General features: G+C 51.0%; 23 protein-coding genes. 7 read left to right on the forward strand and 16 right to left on the reverse strand.

From position 1 onward, the window contains the following. Positions 1 to 2: 2 nt before the first annotated feature. Together Q4E40_RS14550 and Q4E40_RS14555 are read right to left on the reverse strand one after the other, a co-directional pair. Entirely contained in the window at positions 3 to 743 is a 741-nt protein-coding gene (locus Q4E40_RS14550; RefSeq protein ID WP_303413173.1) for a spheroidene monooxygenase, read from the reverse strand. Positions 744 to 860: 117 nt separating this feature from the next. Then, on the reverse strand, positions 861 to 1355 hold the full coding sequence (locus tag Q4E40_RS14555; RefSeq protein WP_303413175.1) for a pyridoxamine 5'-phosphate oxidase family protein: 495 nt from the start codon (positions 1353 to 1355) through the stop codon (positions 861 to 863). Between the two features lie 137 nt (positions 1356 to 1492). Here Q4E40_RS14555 and Q4E40_RS14560 point away from each other — a divergent pair, with 137 nt between their 5' ends. After that, positions 1493 to 2080 (forward strand): acyl carrier protein phosphodiesterase, encoded by a 588-nt coding sequence (locus tag Q4E40_RS14560; RefSeq protein ID WP_303413177.1) that lies wholly within the window; start codon positions 1493 to 1495, stop codon positions 2078 to 2080. 76 nt (positions 2081 to 2156) lie between these two features. On the opposite strand, the gene Q4E40_RS14565 is transcribed toward Q4E40_RS14560, so the two are convergent. The 3 genes from Q4E40_RS14565 to Q4E40_RS14575 all read right to left on the reverse strand — a co-directional run bounded on the left by Q4E40_RS14565 (position 2157) and on the right by Q4E40_RS14575 (position 5481). Next, complete coding sequence (locus Q4E40_RS14565) at positions 2157 to 2672, reverse strand: FKBP-type peptidyl-prolyl cis-trans isomerase (RefSeq protein ID WP_303413179.1); 516 nt, start codon at positions 2670 to 2672, stop codon at positions 2157 to 2159. 123 nt (positions 2673 to 2795) lie between these two features. After that, complete coding sequence (locus Q4E40_RS14570) at positions 2796 to 4736, reverse strand: AAA domain-containing protein (RefSeq protein WP_303413181.1); 1941 nt, start codon at positions 4734 to 4736, stop codon at positions 2796 to 2798. Positions 4737 to 4899: 163 nt separating this feature from the next. Next, a complete protein-coding gene (locus Q4E40_RS14575; protein WP_303413182.1) occupies positions 4900 to 5481 on the reverse strand; it encodes a coiled-coil domain-containing protein in 582 nt (193 codons plus the stop codon). A 309-nt stretch (positions 5482 to 5790) separates the two neighbouring features. Between Q4E40_RS14575 and Q4E40_RS14580 the strand changes: the two genes are divergently transcribed. Next, positions 5791 to 6072 (forward strand): hypothetical protein, encoded by a 282-nt coding sequence (locus tag Q4E40_RS14580; protein ID WP_303413184.1) that lies wholly within the window; start codon positions 5791 to 5793, stop codon positions 6070 to 6072. Positions 6073 to 6544: 472 nt separating this feature from the next. Here Q4E40_RS14580 and Q4E40_RS14585 read toward each other — a convergent pair whose 3' ends face one another. Together Q4E40_RS14585 and Q4E40_RS14590 are read right to left on the reverse strand one after the other, a co-directional pair. Further along, complete coding sequence (locus Q4E40_RS14585; protein ID WP_303413185.1) at positions 6545 to 7924, reverse strand: DEAD/DEAH box helicase; 1380 nt, start codon at positions 7922 to 7924, stop codon at positions 6545 to 6547. 134 nt (positions 7925 to 8058) lie between these two features. Further along, positions 8059 to 8244, reverse strand: a complete 186-nt coding sequence (locus Q4E40_RS14590) for a hypothetical protein (protein WP_303413186.1) — start codon at positions 8242 to 8244, stop codon at positions 8059 to 8061. Between the two features lie 343 nt (positions 8245 to 8587). Here Q4E40_RS14590 and Q4E40_RS14595 point away from each other — a divergent pair, with 343 nt between their 5' ends. Next, positions 8588 to 9157: a DUF2062 domain-containing protein gene (locus tag Q4E40_RS14595; protein ID WP_303413187.1), complete on the forward strand. Its 570-nt coding sequence runs from the start codon at positions 8588 to 8590 to the stop codon at positions 9155 to 9157. A gap of 83 nt (positions 9158 to 9240) precedes the next feature. Here Q4E40_RS14595 and Q4E40_RS14600 read toward each other — a convergent pair whose 3' ends face one another. From Q4E40_RS14600 to Q4E40_RS14610, 3 genes are all read right to left on the reverse strand, one after another. Continuing rightward, positions 9241 to 10098: an OmpA/MotB family protein gene (locus tag Q4E40_RS14600; protein ID WP_303413188.1), complete on the reverse strand. Its 858-nt coding sequence runs from the start codon at positions 10096 to 10098 to the stop codon at positions 9241 to 9243. Between the two features lie 43 nt (positions 10099 to 10141). Further along, positions 10142 to 10861 (reverse strand): tetratricopeptide repeat protein, encoded by a 720-nt coding sequence (locus Q4E40_RS14605; RefSeq protein ID WP_303413190.1) that lies wholly within the window; start codon positions 10859 to 10861, stop codon positions 10142 to 10144. A gap of 84 nt (positions 10862 to 10945) precedes the next feature. Then, complete coding sequence (locus Q4E40_RS14610) at positions 10946 to 11659, reverse strand: tetratricopeptide repeat protein (protein WP_303413191.1); 714 nt, start codon at positions 11657 to 11659, stop codon at positions 10946 to 10948. Positions 11660 to 11891: 232 nt separating this feature from the next. Between Q4E40_RS14610 and parS the strand changes: the two genes are divergently transcribed. The 3 genes from parS to Q4E40_RS14625 all read left to right on the forward strand — a co-directional run bounded on the left by parS (position 11892) and on the right by Q4E40_RS14625 (position 14162). Further along, positions 11892 to 12320 (forward strand): type II RES/Xre toxin-antitoxin system antitoxin, encoded by a 429-nt coding sequence (gene parS, locus Q4E40_RS14615; RefSeq protein WP_188503061.1) that lies wholly within the window; start codon positions 11892 to 11894, stop codon positions 12318 to 12320. Then, complete coding sequence (locus tag Q4E40_RS14620) at positions 12317 to 12778, forward strand: RES family NAD+ phosphorylase (RefSeq protein WP_303413195.1); 462 nt, start codon at positions 12317 to 12319, stop codon at positions 12776 to 12778. The genes parS and Q4E40_RS14620 overlap by 4 nt, the downstream gene beginning before the upstream one ends. A gap of 124 nt (positions 12779 to 12902) precedes the next feature. After that, the gene (locus Q4E40_RS14625) at positions 12903 to 14162 is read left to right on the forward strand and encodes an alkaline phosphatase family protein (protein WP_303413196.1); all 1260 of its coding nucleotides are present in this window, start codon (positions 12903 to 12905) and stop codon (positions 14160 to 14162) included. A gap of 73 nt (positions 14163 to 14235) precedes the next feature. Here Q4E40_RS14625 and Q4E40_RS14630 read toward each other — a convergent pair whose 3' ends face one another. The 3 genes from Q4E40_RS14630 to Q4E40_RS14640 form a co-directional block, all read right to left on the reverse strand. Beyond that, positions 14236 to 14844 carry a hypothetical protein gene (locus Q4E40_RS14630; RefSeq protein WP_303413197.1) on the reverse strand — a complete coding sequence of 203 codons (609 nt, stop codon included), beginning with the start codon at positions 14842 to 14844 and terminating at the stop codon, positions 14236 to 14238. Positions 14845 to 15249: 405 nt separating this feature from the next. Continuing rightward, positions 15250 to 16347: an N-acetylmuramoyl-L-alanine amidase family protein gene (locus tag Q4E40_RS14635; protein WP_303413200.1), complete on the reverse strand. Its 1098-nt coding sequence runs from the start codon at positions 16345 to 16347 to the stop codon at positions 15250 to 15252. A gap of 267 nt (positions 16348 to 16614) precedes the next feature. Beyond that, positions 16615 to 17358 (reverse strand): metallophosphoesterase, encoded by a 744-nt coding sequence (locus Q4E40_RS14640; RefSeq protein ID WP_303413201.1) that lies wholly within the window; start codon positions 17356 to 17358, stop codon positions 16615 to 16617. Between the two features lie 258 nt (positions 17359 to 17616). On the opposite strand from Q4E40_RS14640, the gene Q4E40_RS14645 reads away from it, so the two are divergent. Further along, a complete protein-coding gene (locus Q4E40_RS14645) occupies positions 17617 to 18723 on the forward strand; it encodes an NAD(P)-dependent alcohol dehydrogenase (protein WP_303413203.1) in 1107 nt (368 codons plus the stop codon). 64 nt (positions 18724 to 18787) lie between these two features. On the opposite strand, the gene Q4E40_RS14650 is transcribed toward Q4E40_RS14645, so the two are convergent. The 3 genes from Q4E40_RS14650 to Q4E40_RS14660 all read right to left on the reverse strand — a co-directional run bounded on the left by Q4E40_RS14650 (position 18788) and on the right by Q4E40_RS14660 (position 22946). Next, the gene (locus Q4E40_RS14650) at positions 18788 to 19405 is read right to left on the reverse strand and encodes a hypothetical protein (RefSeq protein ID WP_303413205.1); all 618 of its coding nucleotides are present in this window, start codon (positions 19403 to 19405) and stop codon (positions 18788 to 18790) included. Between the two features lie 89 nt (positions 19406 to 19494). Further along, entirely contained in the window at positions 19495 to 22395 is a 2901-nt protein-coding gene (locus Q4E40_RS14655) for a PD-(D/E)XK nuclease family protein (RefSeq protein WP_303413206.1), read from the reverse strand. Positions 22396 to 22523: 128 nt separating this feature from the next. Beyond that, positions 22524 to 22946 (reverse strand): VOC family protein, encoded by a 423-nt coding sequence (locus tag Q4E40_RS14660; protein ID WP_303413207.1) that lies wholly within the window; start codon positions 22944 to 22946, stop codon positions 22524 to 22526. Positions 22947 to 22984 lie beyond the last annotated feature (38 nt).

Raw genomic sequence — 22984 nt, forward strand, 5'->3', positions numbered from 1 at the left:
GTTTAATTTAGGGTGTTGCTAATGGCTTTGGCCAGAGGATCCGCCCCATTCCACAGGCCTTGGCTCTCCACAGGTATAAAACGGGCAAAAAGCTCTTCGCTGTACCACTTCTCAGCGCGTGTACGTTTGATCACTTCTTTGTGTAGTGCGCTTTGGTAAGCATAGGCTTTCATGGCCTCCATTGATTCCCACACACTGAACGTAGCCTGCCTGATAAGCGGAATCTCACCCAGCCCGATAGAACAGATGAGTCCCTTGGCCTCATCGAGCGACTTGCTTACTTTAGGAGTGAAACGCCAGAATTGTGGCAAAGCCAGCCAGTTGATAGAAGCCCGGGTGAGCACCGCTACCGGACCCTCGGGCTGTTTTTCGGACAGCTGCGGCGTAAATGGTTGCAACCCGTTCCAGAGTCCGTGGGCCTGTGTGGGCAAAAGTTTCACCGTCCAGATCTCGGAGGCATGCAAGCGGTATTCGAGCATCAACTCAGAGCGCTCCAGAAACTCGTCTGCCGCCTCTTCGCTCTCCCAGGTGCACATTAGCCCATACCTTCTGAAATTGGGCTTGATGCTGAAGCCTTTTCCCTGGCCGCTGCCGAGCAATTTGTAAAAAAGCAGACCGGGAACCTGGCTTAGTACGGCTCCTTTGGTACCCATTTGGGCCAAACCCCAACGGATATGGCCTTTCCGAAAACCGAAAAGCGTCAGGGTGGTGAGTCTGTCAGACTGTGGGGTAACTCGTCGCAAGGGGTTCGGTATTAGATGGTAAGTACAAATGCAATCTACAAAAGGAATAAATCAAAAACACCTGCCTAACCGAAATGTTTGGCAGGTGTCTCTTTTATTATCGACCTGGCGCTATACCTATAAGTTGATCTTCTTATTCTCGCCCGGATCGTAACTTTCGCCGGACAAAGTCGCCTTCACGAAACCGATCAGGTGGGTGACGGCGCTATTGGGAGAATCCCAGTATTCAGCCTTTTCGATGTCGACACGGATAAGACCGACATTCGGATCATCTTTTCCGCCCGGAAACCAGGCTTTCAATTCCGGTGACCAGAGTTCCTCAATCTTGGCTTTGTCTTTTGAAAGGGTGGCTCTGCCTGATACAGATACAAATGAATTATCGGATGGCTTGGAGTAGCTCAGGTTCACGTGCGAATCGTGCTTGATTTCATGCGACTTACCTGATTCATAGCCCGTGAAAAACCACATCACCCCGTCTTCACTTATTTTTTGAGTACTCATGGGGCGGCTTCTCAGGCTTCCGTCATCATCAATGGTCGTCATCATGGTGAAGTCAATGTCCTTTACCATGTCTATCAGCTTATTCAGATTCTCTTTTCGTTCGTTATTCATAGTGATATGTTGTAAATTGGATTTGTATTTGAGTACGGGTGCTTTCCTCAAAGAGTTGGTTGGCCTTTGCTCAACTCTCCTTACAACCGAGCATCAAGTAAGATGTTTAGACAAATACGTACCCAAGCTGAACTGATTTGAACTACCTGGCCCATATTTTTCTCTCCGGCGACGACGAAGCCCTTCTGATAGGCAACTTTATAGCCGATGCCGTGAAGGGAAAACAGCTGGAGCTGTACCCGGAAGGTATAGCCCGGGGCATCCGGCTACACCGCCTGATCGACACATATACCGACACGCACCCGGTCGTAAGGGAGACCAAAGCCCGCCTGCGTCCGCACTTCCGCAAGTACGCGCCAGTGGTGGCCGACCTGTACTTCGACCATTTTCTGGCCAGCCGTTTTGAGGAATTCGCTTCTGAACCCTTGAAGCCCTATACCTCCCGCGTTTATACCCTGATTGACCAGCACTTGCCAAACCTGCCGGAGCGGGTGCAGTATTTCTTCCCCTATATGATGCGCCAGAATTGGCTGCTTTCTTATGCCGAGGTGTCAGGTATAGCGCAGGCTTTGGGTGGGCTGAGCCGTCGCACTTCGTTTGAGTCAGGTATGGAGCGGGCAGGAGAGGAACTGCTGGAGAACTATACCTTGTATGACGCAGAGTTTTCGCTGTTCTTCCCAGAACTGATCGCTTATGTGGAGAAGGTGCTGCCGGACTTGAGATAAGTAGTATAGCCAGTAGGTATAAACAAAAAAGGAGCCGCTATACCTGCGACTCCTTCTTTTTTATTGTGAGTGGTTCTTAGTGATGGTGCACACCACCTTCACCGTGCACGTGACCGTGATCCAGTTCTTCGGATGTTGCCTCACGCACCTTTTCCACTTTGCCTTTGAAATATAGCTCTTTGCCGGCCAGGGGGTGGTTAAAGTCCATCAGGATAGCATTTTCTTTTACTTCGGCTACGCGGCCCTGCAGCTGGTTGCCTTCGCTGTCCGCCATCGGAATGAAGTTGCCTACTTCCAGCATGTTCTCCGGAATACCACCTTCAACTTCGAATACGCTCATCGGCAGCTCTACCACTGCGTTCTGGTCGAACTCACCGTAACCGGCTTCCGAATCCAGTTTAAACTCGAACCCGTCACCAGCGCTCTTGCCGTCCAGGTTTTCTTCGAACTGATCTGGTAGGCCGCTCATGCCGTATATGAACACCATTGGATTTTCTGTATTGGCCGTTTCAACGAGGGTTTGCTGACCGCCTTCGCTCTGAATATGAAGCTCGTAGGTAAGCGTCACCACTTTGTTTTTCTCAATTTTCATAATGTTGTGCTTTGGTTTGGTATCAGAAAGGTAAAAAGATTAACCGGAGAAGCATAGCCCTCACAGTATATTTCGAACGACTCTCTGATGATGAATAATTTAATCTTTAGACTTATACCTACGCTAAGGCAGGCTCTCAGTTAGCTCCCAGGCACTTTTATACGCCCCGATGCTCTCCACATAAGCGATCAACTGTGCAAAAAACGGATTAGTTGAAAGCGTAGCACTGTCACCCACCAGGATCAGCTTGCGCCGGGCGCGTGTCATGGCCACGTTCATGCGTCTTTCATCTGCCAGGAAGCCGATCTCGCCCCGCTCGTTGCTGCGCACCAGGCTCATGCAGATGATGTCGCGCTCCTGCCCCTGAAAGCTGTCCACGGTGCCGATGCTCAACTGACGTTTCTGATGCAACTCGTGCAGACGCGGCGTATGCTCCACTTTGTCCTGGAGGTAATTGATCTGGGCGCGGTAAGGCGCTATTACCCCGATCTTGAGCGGGGCCACTTCCGCCTCCTCTTCATACTCCTTCAGAAGGTTAGAGAGGTGGTTGATCAAAAGGTCTCCCTCTTCGGGGTTGGCAGAGCTCAGTGTCTCGGGCATTTCGGCCTCGTTATACCCGCAACCCGCCGTATCGATAAACTCCACGGCCATGTCGGGTGCGAAGATGGGGCTATACCCGTGCAACTCGGCGCTGTGCACGCTTTCGTGCGCCACCAGCTCACCGCCGTAGAATTGCTGGTTCGAGAACTGCATGATGTGGTGGTGCATGCGGTACTGCGTTTTCAGCATGACTGATACCTGTGGCTGCCGATTGATACATTTCTCAAACAAAGTCACGCTCAAACCGCCTTTGTCCGCCTGAATAGACTTGATGGTAGGGGGCAGCTGGCAATGGTCTCCGGCCAGCACCACGCGGTTCGTGCGGCTGATCGGAATCCAGCAAGCCGGCTCGAGCGCCTGCGCTGCTTCGTCAATGAATACCGTATCGTAGGTCAGGTGGCGGATGGCTTTGTTGGCCGCACCCACCAGGGTACAGGTAATCACCTGCACGTTGTCCAGCAGGTCGTCGGTGATGTAATGCTCCACATTGTCGGCTTCTTCGAGCAGACGGTTACTTTCGTTTTTATACAGCTGGCGCTGCGCACGCTCCTGGTGTCCGAACTTGCGCCTGAACTGGTAGGCCATGCGCTTGTACTCTTCGGCCGTCTTCCGCAGGTTTTTGAGGTCTTTGTACGCCCGGTGCGCCATGACCTGCGCATCCAGAGTATGCTCCAACAGCACATCCGACACGCGTGACGGGTTGCCGATGCGGATCACGTTCACGCCTTCGTTGGCCAGTTTTTCAGTTAAAAGGTCGACGGCCGTGTTAGATGGAGCCGTTACCAGCAAGCGCTTCTGCGATTTCAAGGTATGGAGAATGGCTTGCACCAGCGTGGTGGTTTTACCTGTTCCCGGAGGTCCATGAATGATGGCCACATCCATGGCCTGCGCAATTTTCTGTACGGCTTCGTTCTGAGACTCGTTCAGAGCCTGTATTTCCTCCAGCTTCTCGTCAGTGAAAGTAGCCGGCTTTATACCTAGCATGATGTCGCGGAGCTCAGCCAGACGCGTACCCTTGGCTTCCTGCACCTTCTTCATGGCAATCTCCATCTCGCGGTAGCTGATCTCGTCAAAAGTCAGCTCGATGCCCATACGCCCCGTTCCCACCCAGTCAGGCAGGTCCTCTTTGTTTGTCGCCAGAATTACCTTGTTGCGCTTGACGCCCAACACCACGCCGCTCAGGCTGGCTTTTTCACTGCTGTTGATGAAAAGTGAGGCTGTTTTGCCCGGCTGGAAAAGGTGCAGTTGATCCCGGTCGGAGGTGCGCTCCAGCTCGATGACCACCTTGTTGCCAAAACCGATTTCTTCTTTGGCGATCACGACCGGATACCAGCAAAGACCCATTTCCTTGCGCTCCGTGATCGTGCTTTTCATTGCCTTCAGTTTGTACTGCTGCCGGTCTTCTTCCTGTTCTATTTTCAGCAGGTCCTGTACCTGCCGCAGTTCTTCAAAAATATCGATCATTCTTATCTAAAAAAGAAAGGCTGGGTACGAAGCGCCAGCCTTTTCCATAGCTTTTGTCTTATTTGTCTATACCTGAAAAAGGTACCGTTTTATAACAAAAAGCGTGTGCTAAATAATTCCGCCGCAACTGGCAGTTTCTTATACTTGTGGCAGCTATACGGCCTTAGGCCTTCTTACGTTTTTTAGTCGACTTCCGGGTGCTCAGCCTAACTTGCAGGAACACCGCGTAGAGGAAAAAGAGGAACGCAGTACCACCCAGTATGGCGATCACGCGGTCTTTGCCGTAGCGCACCTCGTCGGTGGCCTTCAGTTGTTCTTTCAGGTCCAGTATAACACGCTCACGCTTCTTGGCCTGACTCTCCAGTGTGCTGATCTGCCCTTTGAGGTCGCTGATCTGGTTGTTGATCAGGCGCTCGTCCTGCTGAATCATTTTACCGGCGCGCTGGCTTTCAACAGTACTCTCGGCTATCCTGCGCACGCTCGCTTCCTTCACTGCCGAGATCAGCTCAGAGTCTTTGCGGATGATCTCTTTGAGGGTATCAATGATGTTGAGCAGGTCCTTTTTGGATTGCTTGCCCCAGAAATTGCTGTTTTGTCCACTGTAGTACTGGTATTCCAGAATCAACTGTTCACGCTCGCCCATCAGTCTTGTGAGCTTGTCTTCCTGCGGTGTTGCTTGTTCCTGTGCCTGCGCGCCCACAAACCAAAGGCAGCAAATACAAATAGCCAGTAGTTTCTTCATCATCATAAAAAGGGAAATGCTTTAATCTATCACGCAAATATGGCCATCCTTATTGGATTAGGCACAAATTATTTTTTAGATTAGCCTCTAAAAATAGAAGTGTTGAATGGACAGTCGCAAGCGTTCGGACTGTGTCGAATGTTTATGGAATGTTATGCTTCTAAAAGTTGGTGAGTCTGGATAAACTGCTGTTTTGGTGGCTTTATGTTTTAAAGATGACGGTAGTCATTTTGAGGTTTAAGTAGAAAATATATATTTACTGCATTGAATGTAGTCCTGTATTTTGAAAACACAATTGATAGTCAAAAGGATATGAAAAGATTAATTTTAGCGCTGGCCCTGGCAGGATTTGCTGGTGCCGGAGTAGCCACCCCAGCCTTCGCCTGCGAAGGCGGCAAATGCAAGATGGAACATGCCAGCAAAGACGGCAAAACCAAGAAGGCTAAAAAAGGGGAGAAGGCCGAGTCCTGCCACATGATGGCAGAAACTTCTACACCAAAAGATGGTAAAGCAACTGCTTCGACCTCAGAAAAGTCGTGTTGCGCCAAGAAAGACGCGCCTAAAACTGAAGCTGCCAAAGAGACAAAGAATTAGCGCTAGGCTTGGTGTAGGTTTAGAAGAGGACTTGCTGCTATTTCAGTAAGTCCTCTTTTCATTTTTAGGTATAGCTTGTGCACGATTCGGACAGGTCGCGACCTGCCCCTACAGACGAATACGCATTCAGAGGGTTCCGCTACAATTCACTTTGGGATTTAGCGATCTCCAAAAAATGTCTTGGTGATTTCCTAATCCCGGTTTGAAGGTTTTGCAGGTATATCGCGCTCTTTTGGACATCTGTGTCCGAAAGTATGTCTGGCGGGTATATCCTTGTCCCCAATACCTGCAAAACTTGATAAGCATACTGGGATGTGGATATCCCCGGCAGTAAGGGTAAGGGCCAACGATAAAGCTTTCAGACATGGATGTACGAAAGAGCAATGAGACATTCGAAAAAGCGGCCAGAGTCCGCACAATAGCTCACACTCGCGGGACGTGAGCGAGGGCGGTGCTCACCTGTCTAACGCAACTACTTCACCAACCCAACTCTAAACTTCCTGCCTTTGATCTTTCCGGTTGTTAACGCCTCTACAATTTCACCTGCACGCTCTGCAGGTATAGCCACATAGCTGGCTTTGTCCTGCACCTCAATGCGGCCGATCTGGTCAGCTTTTAATCCGGCGGCAGCGATCAAAGCGCCCACAATATCGCGTGGACTCAGTTTATCCTTACGACCGGCGTTGATGTGGAGTGTAGCAAAGGCTTCGGTGGATTCGGGCTCAGCTTTCTCAACCCGCGCAGCCAGTTCATTTGTGTTCAGCCATTCATCCATACGCACCAGGCCCCAGTCACGGAGAGTTTTTTCGTCACGGATAGTGGCGAAGGTATAGACCTCACCGCTTCGTCCGGCACGACCGGTGCGGCCGCTGCGGTGCAGGTAGGCAGCTTCGTCGTCTGGCAGTTCGTAGTGAATGATGTTTTTGAGTGCGGCAATATCGAGTCCGCGGGCAGCCAGGTCCGTAGCGACCAGCACCTGCGTGGTGCCGTTGCGGAAGAGCGTCATGGCCTTGTCGCGGTCCTGCTGCTCCATGCCGCCATGCAGGGAGCGCGCACCGAAGCCGTGCTTGGCCAGCATAGCCGCAACATCATCGGAGGCTCCACGGGTGTTGCAGAAAACGACCGTACCGGCCGGGTTGATGCTTTGCAGGAGGTGGAGCAAAGCCTGTTGCTTATCCGGTTGCGTGACTTTTATACCTGTGAGCCGCACCTGATCGGGTATAGCGTTGGGCGATACCTGTACGAACTGCGGATTCTTGAGCGATTCTGATATCAGCTGCTTTACCTCGTCGGGCATGGTGGCGGAAAACAGTACGGCTTGCCGCTTTTTAGGTATAGCCTCCAGTATCTGGTCTATTTCATCGGCAAACCCCATTTCGAGGAGCTTATCGGCCTCGTCGAGCACCAACATGCGCACCTGACTGAAGTCGACTGTCTGGCGATAGAGGTGATCAGTCAGGCGGCCGGGCGTGCCTACGAGCACCTGCGGCGGGAAAGCGAGCGATGCCCGTTCCTGCGAAAAAGAGTGTCCGCCGTAAAAGGCGCTGATCTTGAGGTTATCTATTTTCTGGGCGAGTTGCTTCAGTTCGTGGCGCACCTGCACGGCCAGTTCGCGGGTGGGCACCAGCACCAGGGCTTGTACCACCTGCTTGTTTGTATCAATCTGCTGCAGTAGCGGCAACCCGAAGGCTGCTGTTTTTCCGCTGCCCGTCTCGGCCTGCCCGGCCACATCCTGCCCTTTCAGAAGGGGAGGTATAGCAGCAAGCTGAATAGGGGTAGGGGTGTGAAATTCTAACTCAGCAAGGCGCTCCAACAGCGCAGGGGAGAGTCCCAGTTGATCAAAAGAAGCCATAGGCATGCGTACGTGAAGCGCAAAGGTACGGATTCCCATACATCCCCTCTGCTATTTTTTCAGTGTGAAGGGTTTGGCAGATACCTGTAAACGGGTATAAAAGAGAATTACTAACTATTTGTTCCGGTAATCCTTTACTCTATACCGTGGTGGTGCAGGCAGATCTGCCAAAAGACCTTGACGTGCTGTTGCGCTTTCTGCTGAGGGCTTTCGATGAAAATAACTTCTTTATACCCACCATAATAGGGTGTTGCGTCAACATCTATCCACTCGTTACCTCTCTCAGCAATATGATAGGAGCAGTCTGCGGCGCTGGGCATGTTTGTGGTGGTACCCGTTCCGGGCATTTTTGAAATATACTTTGTCTTTCACCCGATCTGTAGCCTTCTTTTAATCTGGGCAAGTAGGGTACACACTCACATTTGAGAAAGTCTTTCGTTCTGTACGCATCAGGAAATTTAAAACATAATGTGGAATGCTTTTTGAGCCAATTAAAATAACCTGAACATTACTATTGCTGACAGGTTACTTTGGAGGATTCCCGGCATTAACACGAAAGAGACACGCGTGATTTTTTATGCTGTAGCACATGCAACTCTTTTAAGTTTTGGGGCGTCTTCTCTATAGTCCTGTCACCCAACGAAAATTTATTTAGCCACCGATTTGTCCGCCTCCATCATTACCGCATTTTTCAAGCGCCGCATCGTACAGCCTGTGCTCAACCTGCTCCGGCAAGGTATGACGCCACATAAGTTGGCCGTTACCGTTGCGCTCGGCACAGTGGTGGGTATATTGCCTGCGCTGGGTGTCACGACGGTGATGGGAACGGCGTTGGCCGCCCGCTTCAGACTGAATATCGCTGCCACCGTGTTAGTGAGTTATCTGGTTCACCCACTGCAACTGCTGCTGATCATCCCTTTTATCAAGGCGGGCATCTTTATGTTTGGTATGGATGACCTGAAATTGACGTTGGATGAAATGATTGCCATGTTCCAGTTAGACTGGCTCGCTGCCCTCAACAAGCTTTGGATCGCTAACCTGGCTGCTGTTTCGGCCTGGGCCATACTGGCGCTACCTGTGGGGTTACTGTTATATGCTGCCCTGCTTCCTATTTTAAAGCGGGTACTGCCAAAGTCTTCACCAGTTGTCGAGACCATACCTGTCACCTCCATACCTGAGATAACACTACCGGTTATACCCATACCTGAAACCGAAGTACAATCTCAGCTCTAAGGTATAGCCCTTATACCTGAGGTCAGTAAAAAAGAAAGCCAGCTCCTTTACGAAGCTGGCTTTCTTTTTTGTTTTTAAGCTGATCAGGCTGACTCCAGGATCTGGAACAATTCGTCCAGTTTAGGGGTGAGGATGATCTCCGTACGGCGGTTTTTCTGACGGGCCTCTTTTGTTTTGGCATTGTCGAGTGGCACATACAGGCTGCGTCCGGAAGGTGTTACGCGATCGGGCTGCACGCCGGATTGCGTCAGGATGCGGGTGATCTCGGTGGCGCGGAGCACGCTCAGGTCCCAGTTGTCCTGCATGCCTACGGTGCCACGGGCGATCGGCACATCATCGGTATGGCCTTCCACTACCACGTTCACATCTTGCTGCTCTTTCAGGACGGCGGCCAGCTTCTTCAGCGCCTCTACGCCTTTTGGATCCACTTTGGTAGAGCCGGAGTTAAACAGCAATTGCTCTGCCAGCGATACGTATACCTTGCCGTTTCGGATATTCACCGTCAAATCTTTGTCATTGAAGCCAAGCAGGGCGTTGCTCACTTTGGAGCGAAGGGCATTCACTGCTTTGTCCTTGTCATCGAGGATGCGCTGCAGTTCGGCCAATCGCTGCTCGCGGGCTTTAAGGTCGGCGTTCAGCTTGTCGATCTGCGACTTGCTCATGTTCAGGTTATCTCCCAGAGCCTTGCCTTCTTTCAGGGCCTGCTGCAAACTAGCCTGGTACTCGGCTTTTTGCTTTTCCAGTTCGGCACGTTCCTGCTCCAGCTGGGCTTTTTCTTTTTCCAGGGATGACTTTTGCTGCTCCAGGTCGGACTTGTCCAGTTCCAGGGCGTTTTTGCGTGTCATCAGGTCATCGTATTTCTTTTTGGAAACAACGCAGGATGAAAGCGAAAGACTCCCGATCAAAAGGAACAGGGAAGCTCTGTAGAAATTCTTTTTCATATCAATCGTTAAGGTTGGATGGTACGTAAGTGTTGTCCTTTGTTTAGTTAGCTGGTGCGGCAGCTTCGGTTTCGAGGCGGAACAAGCCTTTGGGGTCGGGCATCTGGGTCATTAGATCTGACAGGAAATTATAATCCAGTGACATGATGTTAAGGTCACGCCCGCGGTGCAGGTATTCCCAGGCTTCGGCGTATTTCTTGTTGTGGAAGTTGACCTGCGCTAGATTAGCCAGGGCAAAGGCATTATTCGGATCTGCCTTTATGGAGCGGTCCAGAAACGCAGCAGCCTGCTTCAGGTTCTTCTTCTTTTTGTCTGAAATATACTGCTGCAGATAAGCAGAGCCCATGTCAGACAGGAGCAATGAATTATTCGGCTGGTATTTCAGCGCGCGGTCAAACATACCAATTGCATCGCCAACTTTTCCTCTGTTGTACTCCGCCACCCCGAAAGCCCAGTAGGTATTGTAGTTATCCGGATTCAGCAGCCAGGCCAGGTTAAAGCGGTACACAGCAGTATCGACCTGCCCTTCCTTCATAAATTCCCAGCCGCGCTCCATAAAAAAGTTGCTGGCCTCCGTGCGGCTTTCAAAGCTCTTGTCACAGCTGGTCAGGAATTTTTCATCGGCTTTCTGCTCAGCATCTGTTTTAGCTACCTGCCCAAACATCGGGCGTACTTTAGGGGGCAATTCAGGCTGCTGCTCTTGCGCGAAGGCCATGGAGGCACCCAGTAAAATAGTGGCCGCAGCCAGGAAAATTCTTTTCATGTGATGGTATCAGCTAGGTTTGGTAGTCCTTCCTGGTTTAAATTTACACCACCTGTCTTGAAATAACAAATGCCGTCCTGTCATTTACTGGTATTTCCCGGCCGGGTCCTGCTGCTTCTCCAGCAGGGCGGCAATGAACGCCGCATCCGCTATACCTTTGTCTTTGCTGATGCTCTTGTGCAGATAACCCCACGCCTTGCCGTATTCCTGCAGGTAATAATGACTGATGGCCAGCTTGTAATGGGCGTCAGCCGCGTCGGGGGAGTAGCGCACGGCGCTTTCGAGGAGTTTGCGGCTCTGCTTCAGGTCTTCTGGGTTGCTTTCGGCATAGAATCGCCCGAGGTGACTGGTGGCCAGGTCTGTGAGCAGCCGCGGGTTGTGCTGGTCTTTCTCCAGCGCATGGTAGAGCACGAAGAGCGCCTTGTCGAATGATTTTTGTTGTCCGTAAACCAGTCCGTAGCCCCAGTATACCTCATTGTTGGTGCTATCCATCAGCCAGGCCCGCCCGAAGAGAAGGCTCGCAGAGTCTGGTTTCTGTTCGTTGAAAGTGCGTTTTGCCTGAAGGACATAATAGGCTGAGGCCGCTTTCCGGCTCTTAAAGCGTTTTGCATCCCTGTCCAGCAGTCGCTTTTGCTGCTGCTTTTCCTGTGGGGTAAGTGCTTTTTTGACTGGAATGACATCGGCCATGGTGAGTTCTGGTCTGGGAGACTGCCTGTTTTCGGTGATGGCGTTTTGGGAAGTACAGGCGGCCATCGTGCCTGCCAGCATAAATCCAAAAGCGAGAAGGGGACTTCGCATGCGTAAAGTGGGTTGATTCTCGCTTCAAACGAGGCGATCCCTGAAATAGTGCCTCCTTCCGGTCAACCAACTGATATTGGTCTTATTGTCCATTTTCACACAGGTATAGCCCTACTTAATTTCGTTTTGTTGGTGTTTAGCCCAGGGGCCGGATAGGTATAGCCAGAAAATTATTTGCAACTTGTCGGATATTTTACGACAATGTTCGTATATTTGAGAAAAGGAAATGTATATGGGAAAGGCATTAAAAATAAACGGCGGAATTAACTTTAGTCTGCTAGACGACAGGGACGTTTTTATGCTGATCACAACCGTTCGGGAAGGTATAAAGTACGCTACTTTTCAGAATATCGCAAACAAGATTCCTTTTAGCCTGGGTGAGTGGTCGGAGTTCCTACACCTGTCGGAGCGCACCTTTCAACGCTACAAAAAAGAACAGCGCAAGTTCGACCCCTTGCATTCCGAGAAGATACTCGAGATTACCTTGGTGTATAACAAGGGGGTAGAGGTATTCGGCGAGAAAGAAGACTTTGACGCCTGGCTGGAGGCCAAAAATGTGGCCCTGGGGGGCATACGCCCCAAAGAACTGCTCGACAGCACCTTCGGCATCGGGCTACTGCGCGATGAACTCACCCGCATTGAACACGGCGTGCTGGCATGATCGTATACCGCCTCAGCAGAAAACTGTATTGCAATGACCTGTCTGGCAAGGGCGCCGAATTGGCGGGCGGCCGCTGGAACAGCAAAGGCATCGCCGTTCTTTATACCAGCGAATCCATTGCGCTGTGTACCGTGGAGATTGCCGTGCACATGCCGCTGGGCATTGTGCCTAAAGATTACTACCTGGTCACTATCGAACTACCGGACGATGCCCCGATCGGAGAGATTCACGAAAAAAACCTCGCTTCGTCCTGGAAATCATTTCCGCACAGCAGCGTCACCCAAAAGGTTGGGGACAGCTACGTCAGGGACGGGGCATACCTGATCTTAAAGGTGCCTTCCGCCACTGTGCAGGGCACGTTCAATTACCTGGTAAACCCGCGCCATCCTGCGTTTCACAAGGTGCGCATCCTCAAAACAGAGCCATTTGTGTTCGACAAGCGCCTGTTCATCAAATAATTCCTCCGTGTAACGCCACCTTGCCTGGCTGCAATGGATCAAGTGCAGTTCTTGACCTGACTCTTAACAGTAATTTAAAACCAGCAGGCTGGCAGCTACGCCGCTTTTGCCGTATCTTCGCCGCATGAAACAGATCTTCGTTTTGCTGGTTTGCCTGCTCTGGCAAGGACTGGCATTTGCTCAAGTTGATACAGTGCAGCGCGTCCAATCTGACAGGTACAACAGCCCGGCGCAACAGGAAAAACCCTATGTGATTCTGATCTCAGCCGATGGCTTCCGTTACGACTATGCCGATAAGTACGACGCTCAATTTCTGAAGTCGAAGCGAGCGGAAGGTATAGAGGCGGAGTCGATGCTGCCGGCCTTCCCTTCCAAAACGTTCCCGAACCATTATTCCATCGTAACGGGGCTTTACCCGGCCAGTCACGGTCTGATCAACAATTACTTTTACGATCCGCAACGCAAAGAACACTATACCATGCGCGACCGCAGCAAAGTGGAAGATGGCAGCTGGTATGGCGGCACGCCGCTTTGGGTGCTGGCAGAACAGCAGCAAATGGTGGCAGCCAGCTTTTTCTGGGTAGGCTCCGAGGCGCCGATACAAGGTATACTGCCTACTTACCATTACCAGTACAGCGAGGTGATGCCGATCGAACGCCGTATCCAGACGGTAGTGGACTGGCTGAACCTGCCGGCCGAGAAGCGGCCGCACCTGATCACCTTTTACCTGCCTGAAGTAGACCATGCCGGTCACCGATACGGGCCGGATGCTCCCCAAACCAGGCAGGCTGTCGAAGAGCTGGACAAGCACATGCAGCTATTGACGGAGGCCGTAGCCAATACAGGACTGCCTGTCAACTACGTGTTCGTGTCGGACCACGGCATGCTTCAAGTAGATACTGAAAACACCTTACCCATGCCAGCCGCCATTGATACGGCCAAATTCATGGTATCCGGAGGAGGTATGGTTGTGGAGTTACACGCAAAGGATAAGAAAGCCATCAAACCTACCTACCGCAAGCTGAAGAAGGAAGCGAAGGAGTACCAGGTATACACAAGAAAAAAGATGCCCAAACACCTGCACTATAGCGCTAAAGACGATAAGTATGGCCGCGTGGGCGACATTCTGCTGCTTTCAGACGCCCCAAAGGTGTTCCATTTCTCGTCCCGCCCGCCTTCGCCTGGCCAACACGGCTACGATGCCACCAAAGTAAAAGAGATGCACGCTGTCTTCTATGCCTGGGGCCCGGCATTCAAAAAAGGCATAAAAATCGAGACTTTCGAAAACGTAGACGTATACCCGCTGATTGCTGAGATTTTAGGCTTGCCTTATACCTTTAAAATTGACGGCAGCAGACACCTGATCGAGAAAGTACTTCCATAATTCAATGTATTTAATCATTAAAAAGCCCGTTTCCTGAGTGGAGACGGGCTTTTTATTTTAAAAATGTCATGTCCTACATATTACCGCGGCCCGGCAGGTAAATCTGAAAACCAACCCCTACTGACAGACCGGAAGTACTGGTGTCCACTGTGATGTCGGCGCTGGTACGGGTATAGTTGAGCGTGGCTTCGACTGCAACGTTGCGGGCAACGAAGTGTGCGTATCCCGCCCGTAACCCCAGCACCGAACCGAAAATTCGGTCACCGTCGCTATCCTTTAAAGAGCTGCCTGCGAAACCAGCCAATGCTTCGCCAAACCAGCGGCTGTTTGGAGAGGCGCCTTCCGGAAAATAGTAGCGTGCAAAAGGTGTTAAGCCGTAGCTGAAGTTCTCACCGCCATCATAAAACGTAAGGCCGATCTGAGCCTGCGTACCCAGCACGGCATTGTCACTGATAAAGTAACCTGCCCTCGGCTCCAGGATTAACTGGAAAGTCTCCGATTTAAAATTATAACCCAGAGAGCCCACACTGGCGCCCACCAGCCAGTTGCCCTGCCTTACAGATTCACTTGCCACATCTGCCGAAGTTTGGGGTTTCTCAATGTCTAAATCGGTGTCCTGCGCAAGGAGCGAACTAGTTGTAAAAAATGCGCATAAAGTAAATAAGATGTAGATTCTTTTCATAGGAGTAGCTTTAAAAATTAGCAATTAATTGTACTTAAATAATTGAAGTATAAACATTATTAATAACGAAAGCGCTCGTGTTTTTGTTTACAATGCCTTATAACCAGACAACTACAGATTTAAAGACAAGGAAGAGTGAAGTGAATGGAATTGGATTTACTGGCGGGTTTATTTGTAAACGAAGGCGATCACCGGGTAAACGTACCCAGTGACTTGGCAGAGGCATCTGTTGCTTCATCAGGATGTTTCCGTGAAGCGAAAATGGAGCATTAAAAATAGAATATCGTGCGTGGGCGGTATGCGCTGATTAGTTAAGTGAGAGGGTGTATGCTTTTGCCTGGATAGTTCAGAGGGCCTTTACAAGCAAAAGGGGCGGGCGATAGTAGTATCGCCCGCCCCTTTTGCTTATGGAGTTTTGTAATCGGATAGCAGGCCTTCGTATATCCAGTTGGCGAGTGCCTGCCGATTGTCCGCTATCACGAAACGGCGCTGGTCCTTGACGTTGCGGATATTGCCCAGCTCAATGAAAACGGTGGGCGGATGGCTGTACTTGATGACATACAAGCTGCTGCGTTGTGTCACGTTGCCGGAATAGTCGCGGTTAGGCTGGTAGCGCCTGTACTTGTTTGTAAAGGTTTGGTGAATATTCTTGGCCAGCTGCTCCCCATCCTTGCTGTTTTCGTGGTGGTAGAAGAATACGTCGATGTTCTGGCTCTCGCTGCGGCTGTCGACGTGGATGGCCAGCATGCGCTGGTAGGCGCCCTTGTGCTTTAGGTATAGGCCATTTACAGCCTCTGTGCGCTGACGTAGTCGGGCGCTGTGGTTGAGTGGTATCTTCTTGTTGGGGTACACAATTTCATCACGGTCCATCTTCAGCACACCCTCATCGCGGATGCCATCGTCCGTATCCTGCACGATCATGTAAACCGTGGCCCCGTGCTCCATCAGCACGCGCGCCAGGCGGACAGTCACATCGTAAGCGTATTCGTCTTCGGCCAGGTCGTTGCTGCCATACTTGCCCACGGCTCCCGGGTCAGGACCGCCATGGCCGGAACTCAGGTAGTAGACCGCGCCCTGCAGCTTAGCAGACTTTACTTCAACTCGTGAATACTTTTCGCCAAACAGCGGCATCTCGAGCACGCGGGCGGATACCTTGGCAGGACCAGCCGTAACATCGATGCGTGTTTTACTGTCCACAGGGGCGACCCGTGTATTGTCGGTAGCCATGGTGGTGTTATCGGTAAGGGTAGCACCCTCAGGCAAGGTATAGGTTTTGCCGACGATCAGGCCATTGTCTTTGCCAAAGCGGTCTTTGTTGATCTCCACAAACTTTTGAAGATGCTCCGTAGGGTTAAGCCCGTGACGGCGCAACAAGGTATAGATACCGTCACCGGGCATGGCAACTACCTGCAGGTTTGAACTCTGGGCGTAGGCGTCAAGGGATAAGGCAAGTAAGAAAAGGGCGAAAATAGATGTACGCAATAGAATAAGGTTTACCGGCATATTTTGAGATTCCGATATTACAAAAAATGTATGAAGGATAAAAGCTAATTTGACAGTTGGTGTTCTCCATACTGCGTTTTAAGATGACGGGTTTTGTGTTTTTAACGTGGTTTGCCCATGCATATTTCGTCCTGAATTAGAAGAGAGGCTTAATCCGCTAACCTTAAATCAATTACAGCAACATCCGGTGCTGCTTTAGTCAGAAGTTTAAGTCAGGCGAACGTGCCTCCTTAAGTTAAAAGGATGCCTGCTGATCACTTGCTTTCTTCAGCATAGCTTCCTGTCATTCCAACTCATCCCGCTTCTGCCTTCCTCGTGTGGGTACAAAGTCATCACCGGGTCGGATTGCCATACCTGTTGGCTGTCAATATCCATGATGGAGAGGCAACCGGTATAGCCGGCACCGGTGTCCAGCAGGATCAGGTTATCCATCCGCAAGGGAACCGTCTGCTTATTGTCCAGCAGTATAGTGGGGGTATGACCGATATAGACTGCTTTGTAGGCGATAATGTGAAGCGGATGCCCTTTCTGATAGCTGCGGTAGTGATGCTGTACAAAGTCCCGGCTCCAGATCATGGTATATGCATCTGTTTCAGCTATGGGTTTGTTGATGTCGAAACCTGCATGAACGAACAGTATGTTGTCGTCTGTAACCAGGTATAGCTTTGCCTGCTGCAATAGCGCCAGGTGCTTCAAAGGCATGGGTTTACCTTCACCATAGGAGGCTACGGTAGCGGCACCTCCCTGTCGCAGCCAGCTTCGTAGTTCGGCTTCCTGTTTTAATTGGCCAGTGTAGTATTTTAAGGCCCACTGGTCGTGATTGCCGAGCAGGTATACCAGGTGCTTTAATTCCAGCAACAGGTCTACACTCTCTTTTGTTTCTGACCAGCCATCGACCACATCTCCCAGAAAGATCAGTAGGTCATTGTCCTTGTTGAACCCGCACCGCTTCAGGCACTGCACCAGTGCTTTGTATCCTCCATGGCTATCGGATGTGACAAACCTTTTCATAACGTACGTGATGGGTAGCCTGAATTAATAGCTGATCTTACTTAGGTTGATACGTTTTTGACTGGAGCTATACCGCATTAAATCCGGTAGACGAAATAAAAAACCATTTCAGCTAAATGCTTAAGCATGCCGGTTGTTTTCTTTCATTTAACCATTCCTTACCCGGCACGACGCTTCGCAAAGTTTAAAATATGCTTCTATTAACAATAGAGGAACCTCTCCGTACAATTATATATTATATTATTAGAAGCAAAATCTATGGAAATTACAGTAGCGATTACTAAAAAGAAGGGCGGCGAATTTGTGCTTGAAAAAGCCGAGCTGGATGATCCCAGAAGCAATGAAGTACTGGTAAAAGTAGTAGCTACCGGCATGTGCCACACCGACATGGCTGTACGTGACCAGCAAATGCCGACGCCATTGCCTGTGGTGCTGGGGCACGAGGGCGCAGGTATAGTCGAAGCAGTGGGAGAGGACGTTACCAAAGTGAAACCCGGTGACCGTGTGGTGATGTCGTTCGGTTCGTGTGGTCACTGCCCGAACTGCCAGAAAGGTTTCCCGGCCTATTGCTACTATATCTTGCCACTTAATTTCGGGGGTTCCCGGCCCGATGGCTCACACACCCTGCACCAGAACGGAAAAGCCCTGAGCAGCTGCTTCTTCTCGCAATCTTCTTTCGGCACCTATGCGCTGGCCACAGAACGGAATGTGGTAAAAGTACCCCAGGATGTTCCCTTGGAGATTCTGGGACCTTTGGGCTGTGGCATTCAGACAGGCGCGGGCGCCGTCATGAATAATCTGAACCCAGCTGCCGGATCAAGTATAGCCGTTTTCGGGACCGGTGCCGTTGGCTTGTCTGCCATCATGGCTGCCAAAGTGGTAGGTTGCACCACCATCATTGCTGTAGACATAAATCAGGAGCGGCTGGAGTTCTCGAAGGAGTTAGGCGCCACACACACCATCAACAGCAAAAACCAGGACCTGGGTAAAAGCCTGGCGCAAATTATGGAGAATGGGGTAGAGTACGCTTTCGACACCACCGGCAACATCCAGGTAATCGTGAGTGCTCTCGAATCGCTGGCCTCAAAAGGAGTGTGCGGCATTGTGGGGGTAACGCCGCCGGATAAATTTGTGCAACTCGACCCTAACCTGCTGGTAGGAAAAGGGCTTACGCTGCGCGGCATCACGGAAGGAGACAGCATTCCGGACCTCTTCATCCCGCGTCTGATTGCACTCTACCAGCAAGGTAAGTTCCCGTTCGACAAGTTGATTAAAGTATATCCTTTTGACCAGATCAACCAGGCTGTGGAAGATTCTGAAAAAGGCGTTACGGTTAAACCCGTCATTAAAATCGGATATCAATAAAGCCAGATCCTATCCTGAGCAAAGCGGCTGACTGAGCCTTCGGCAAAGTAGAACATGCCAACCTTTACTGTACGCGGTAACGGACAAGTTCGTACCGCCGCATCAGTTTGTCAGAGTCAGCGTAGTACCAATCCGTTCGGATCATGCCAATATCGGGAGTCACGTATTCCTTCACCCAGGTAGTGCTCAGCGACGAGGATGCTTTTTGCTCGGTTTGCCTTTCAAAGCTGAACTCAAGGGCTTGGCTGGCATACTTTGAGTTGGGTAATGCCACCAGCCCCGCGGTTCTTCTGTGGTAAATCCACAAGGTATAGCTCGAGTATTGATACCCGTATGCAATGCCAGACATCTCCGGACTGGGGTACGTGATATATTGCTCTCCGGCATCCTTTCGATAGTGCACATAGCCATCCTTGTCATTCCGGACGATCATGCCGTTGTTTAAAATATACCAGGTGGTTTTATGGATCAGCGTGTCTTTTACGACCTGCCGTCTGAAGGAACTAGTTGACAAAACAGCACCATCGGTATTGTAATCGATTATGTCATAAACCCATTCATTGCCTACCTGCAACGGTATGATGGCTTCCACGGGTTCTATCACTTCTTCTTTCTCACATGAAAAGAGGAAAAGGGACAAACAGAAGAGGGTGAAATTTCTGAGTAAGGGCTGCTGTTTCATGGCTATCTTTTAAATGTATGATACCCATTATTGCTGAAACGTTGCATGCATTGCCAAAATAATATTGCAAAAATAAGATATAGTATGCTTTAGCGTGCGCAAATACCCCGGTAAGGGCAGTACTGGCATATCTCCAGCTCCTTTGTCTTCCGGATCACTTCGTTCGGGTCGAGCAGTTCCTGCACAAAACGGGTGAGCAATGCTTCGGATGCCGAAATAAAGTCCTGACCGGTCGCTTGCTCAAACGGAAAATCAGCAGTGAGCACGCCGGCGTCCAGATTGCGGAAGGACAGTATACCTGACTTGGGCACGATGCGGGCCGGGTCCAGGTGAGATGCGTTGCGGAGCAACAGCTCCGGCTTTTGCTGCAGGTTGCGTTGCAAAATGTACTCGTACAGCCACAGCTGCCGGGCTTTGTCATACCTGGGCGAGGTGATAAAATGCAGGGCAACATCATCCGCTTTTACACTCACCTGGTTGCGCTCTACCTTACCGGTTTTGTAGTCAATTACGCGGAGCTCGGCGCCTTTCAGGTCGATGCGGTCGGCCTTGCCTGCCACCTTTACCGATATAAGCTCATCGCCTACCTGCACCTCTAGGATCGTTTCGAGTTGCTCTTCTAGGCGTAGTACGTAGAGCGGCAGTTCGTCTTCAGAGTTCAGCAGACCCTCCAGGTACTTCTCCAGTACCTGCACGGCCACTTTGAAAAGCAGGAAGTTCATGCCCCGCTCAGGACTGGCGCCGCGCGTCACTTTACGGAACTCGGTCTCTACTTTAGCTGGTAATGCCTGCAGCATCTTCTCCACCTGCGGCTTCTCGATCGGCTTCCCATTCTGCTCAAAAGGCCGGAAAAAGTCCTCCAGCACCTGGTGCACGATGGTGCCAAACTGGTCAGCGCCCAGCTGCTCTTCTACTTCGTCGATCTCCCTGATCTTGGCAATGCGACTGAAGTAGTATTGCAGCGAGCAGTTGATGTACATGTTCAGGTGCGAAGGGTAGAGGCCGCGCTTCAGTTCCTGCCGCAGCTGCTCCAGCGTCTGGGCGTCTTTGTGAATGACAATATCCTCGTCGTACTTTTTCTGATCGCGCAGCTCCACCGTAGCGGTCAGGTCACGGAATTTGATCTTTGGGTTGCGTAGCGCCAGGTCGTTTTGGAGCTGAAGAATGAATCGGCTTTTCTCTCCGGAGCCATAGGTATCAGATGGCAGTACGTAGAGCAGGTGCACGTTCTTGGCACGCTGCAGCAGTCGGTAAAAGTTATAGGCCATGGCACCTTCGCTTTCAGCGTAGGTGGGCAGACCAAACTGCTTGAGCACATCATAGGGCATCAGTGACTCGTGCCGTTTCGGGGCTGGCAGCGTGTTTTCGTTAACCGAGAGGATGATCAGGTTCTCAAAGTCGAGCGCACGGGTTTCGAGCATACCCATGATCTGCAGGTCCGAGATAGGCTCGCCGCTGAAAGGCAGTCGCTGCCTGGCAATCAGTTCATTGAGAAACTTGCGGAAGCTGCGTACCGAAATCTTCTGCTCCCGGCAATCGAAGATCGTGTCCAGGCGCTTTACGATGGTATAGAAAATATAGAGGTACTCCGTCTCGATGGTGCTGGGCTGGTGACTGTACATCTTGTGCAGCAGGTCGATCAGCTGGTAGAGCGAGGCAATGATGTCATCGCAGTCGCGCCAGGACTTGAACAGCGCTTCGAAGAGCGGCTCATGCTTGCCCATCTTCAGCAAGTCATTGGCCGTGATCAGCACGCGGTTGTCCTGCACGATCTGGTCCAGCACACGCTGCACAAAACCATGGAGTTCCTGCTTGTCGGGCTGCTCGTTCAGGTATAGCTCATACCTGCGGATGAAAGGGTGGGAGAGCAGCTTAGTCACCGTCAGGTGGTGGTACTGGTATACCTTGTAACCCGACTCCTGCAGCTGTGTTACGCCCGTTAGGTGCACATCAAACAGCAGGTCGATCAGATTGTAGAGCGGCGTGCCCTTGAAGCTGAGGCCCATGGTCACGTTATAATTTGGGATCTCGTTCGGGATAGAGTGCAGCACAGGCAGCAGCAGCGTTTCATCGGGCAGCACCACCGCCACCTGCGCGTGCTTGTCACGCTGCCTGATTTCCTGTATCAACTGCCCAGCCAGCTTGCCCTGCATACTCGCATTGGCCACCCCGATTACGTTGATCTCTTTTTCGTCGGTCAGCAGCAGGTTTTGTTGCCAGCGCCAGTCCGGCAGATTCCAGGTGCTCTTATACCTGCGCAGGAAGCTGCCGGCACGGTTTGGCGTGCCTTCCTCCATGTAAAAGTCATCGGAGTCAAACAGAACCTCGGCCTTGTTGTGCTTGAGCAGCGTACGGATGATCTTTTCTTCTGAACTAGTGAGGGCGTTGAGACCGATAAACAGGTACTGGGCGCACTCAGGGGACTTGGCCAGTTGCTCTATATTATCGGCAACAATCTTGAAAGCCATACCTGTATAGGCCTGCTTACGCTCTTCGAGGTGGTCTTTGAGGTTGTGGTAAGTCTTCTCGATGTTGTCCCAGAGGCTGAAGTACTTTTTAACGGCAGGCGTCAACTCTTTGCCCAGGTGGGCCGGGTCCCATCGTTCCAGTGCTTTTGCTTCGCTCACATAATCAAACAGCTTCGTTGTGTCCACCAGGTTCTGGTCGATGCGGCTGAAGTCGTCGAGCAGGGTGCTACCCCAGGTGATGAACTGATCAAAATCCAGGTTCGGATCCTGTTCCCGCATCAGGTCATAGAGCTCGAGCTGTAGATTGATCGGCTCCAGCACATCCACTTTGGCCAGTTTGGTGATGAAGTCCTCCATACCTGACACCTCCGGTGACCAGATGGGTTCTGGAGCAGCCTGCGCCAGCGCGTTCTTGAAAAAGAAACTCGCACGACGGGATGGCAGCACAATGCACAGCTCGCTGATGTTCTCTTTATACTTCTCGTATACGTATTTTGCCGCTAGCTCAAGGAAGGTCTGCACTTTTGTGATTGAGTGAATGAGTTGATGAGTGATTGTTGAATGGTTAAATGGTTGGTGCATGATTCGGACAGGCCCTGACCTATCCCTACTGGTTATCCAACTTTTTAACTTTCTAACTTCTAAACTTTCTAACTTAAAACATTTCCCTTTTCATCCAAAGGCAGAAAGGGGTTATAGGCAATCTCCCAGAGGTTGTCGTCCGGATCGGCGACGTAGCTGCTGTAGCCGCCCCAGAAAACTTTTTCCGGTTGCTTCAGCACGCGCACGCCCATACCGGCAAGTTCTGCTACCAGCCCATCTACTGCTTGTTCCGATTGCACGTTATAGGCCAACGAAAAACTCTTAAAGCCTTTGCCATCGGCCTCCAGTCCGGCATCATCAGCCAGCGACTCCTGCGGGAACAAGGCTAGTTGCAATCCATTTAGCTGAAAGAAAACAATACTTTCTGTGCTGCTCTCAAGCGGTTGCCAGCCAAAGATGTTCTGGTAAAACTCCCTTGACCGCTGCAGATTTCTGACGCCTAGTGTGATAAGTGTAATTCTCTGTTCCATATTTTCCTCTGATCTCTTTCTTGATAACTGTTAACCTG

This window comes from Pontibacter coccineus (genome assembly GCF_030546575.1).
Lineage (GTDB): Bacteria > Bacteroidota > Bacteroidia > Cytophagales > Hymenobacteraceae > Pontibacter > Pontibacter coccineus.

What these genes read in the sequence shown, in the direction of transcription:
- Q4E40_RS14570 (WP_303413181.1), bottom strand. Translation starts at nt 4,736, where the DNA reads ATGATCGATATTTTTGAAGAACTGCGGCAGGTACAGGACCTGCTGAAA.
- Q4E40_RS14610 (WP_303413191.1), bottom strand. Translation starts at nt 11,659, where the DNA reads ATGCGAAGTCCCCTTCTCGCTTTTGGATTTATGCTGGCAGGCACGATG.
- Q4E40_RS14585 (WP_303413185.1), bottom strand. Translation starts at nt 7,924, where the DNA reads ATGGCTTCTTTTGATCAACTGGGACTCTCCCCTGCGCTGTTGGAGCGC.
- parS (WP_188503061.1), top strand. Translation starts at nt 11,892, where the DNA reads ATGGGAAAGGCATTAAAAATAAACGGCGGAATTAACTTTAGTCTGCTA.
- Q4E40_RS14605 (WP_303413190.1), bottom strand. Translation starts at nt 10,861, where the DNA reads ATGAAAAGAATTTTCCTGGCTGCGGCCACTATTTTACTGGGTGCCTCC.
- Q4E40_RS14580 (WP_303413184.1), top strand. Translation starts at nt 5,791, where the DNA reads ATGAAAAGATTAATTTTAGCGCTGGCCCTGGCAGGATTTGCTGGTGCC.
- Q4E40_RS14660 (WP_303413207.1), bottom strand. Translation starts at nt 22,946, where the DNA reads ATGGAACAGAGAATTACACTTATCACACTAGGCGTCAGAAATCTGCAG.
- Q4E40_RS14630 (WP_303413197.1), bottom strand. Translation starts at nt 14,844, where the DNA reads ATGAAAAGAATCTACATCTTATTTACTTTATGCGCATTTTTTACAACT.
- Q4E40_RS14635 (WP_303413200.1), bottom strand. Translation starts at nt 16,347, where the DNA reads ATGCCGGTAAACCTTATTCTATTGCGTACATCTATTTTCGCCCTTTTC.
- Q4E40_RS14625 (WP_303413196.1), top strand. Translation starts at nt 12,903, where the DNA reads ATGAAACAGATCTTCGTTTTGCTGGTTTGCCTGCTCTGGCAAGGACTG.
- Q4E40_RS14600 (WP_303413188.1), bottom strand. Translation starts at nt 10,098, where the DNA reads ATGAAAAAGAATTTCTACAGAGCTTCCCTGTTCCTTTTGATCGGGAGT.
- Q4E40_RS14590 (WP_303413186.1), bottom strand. Translation starts at nt 8,244, where the DNA reads ATGCCCAGCGCCGCAGACTGCTCCTATCATATTGCTGAGAGAGGTAAC.
- Q4E40_RS14555 (WP_303413175.1), bottom strand. Translation starts at nt 1,355, where the DNA reads ATGAATAACGAACGAAAAGAGAATCTGAATAAGCTGATAGACATGGTA.
- Q4E40_RS14650 (WP_303413205.1), bottom strand. Translation starts at nt 19,405, where the DNA reads ATGAAACAGCAGCCCTTACTCAGAAATTTCACCCTCTTCTGTTTGTCC.
- Q4E40_RS14575 (WP_303413182.1), bottom strand. Translation starts at nt 5,481, where the DNA reads ATGATGAAGAAACTACTGGCTATTTGTATTTGCTGCCTTTGGTTTGTG.
- Q4E40_RS14645 (WP_303413203.1), top strand. Translation starts at nt 17,617, where the DNA reads ATGGAAATTACAGTAGCGATTACTAAAAAGAAGGGCGGCGAATTTGTG.
- Q4E40_RS14640 (WP_303413201.1), bottom strand. Translation starts at nt 17,358, where the DNA reads ATGAAAAGGTTTGTCACATCCGATAGCCATGGAGGATACAAAGCACTG.
- Q4E40_RS14620 (WP_303413195.1), top strand. Translation starts at nt 12,317, where the DNA reads ATGATCGTATACCGCCTCAGCAGAAAACTGTATTGCAATGACCTGTCT.
- Q4E40_RS14565 (WP_303413179.1), bottom strand. Translation starts at nt 2,672, where the DNA reads ATGAAAATTGAGAAAAACAAAGTGGTGACGCTTACCTACGAGCTTCAT.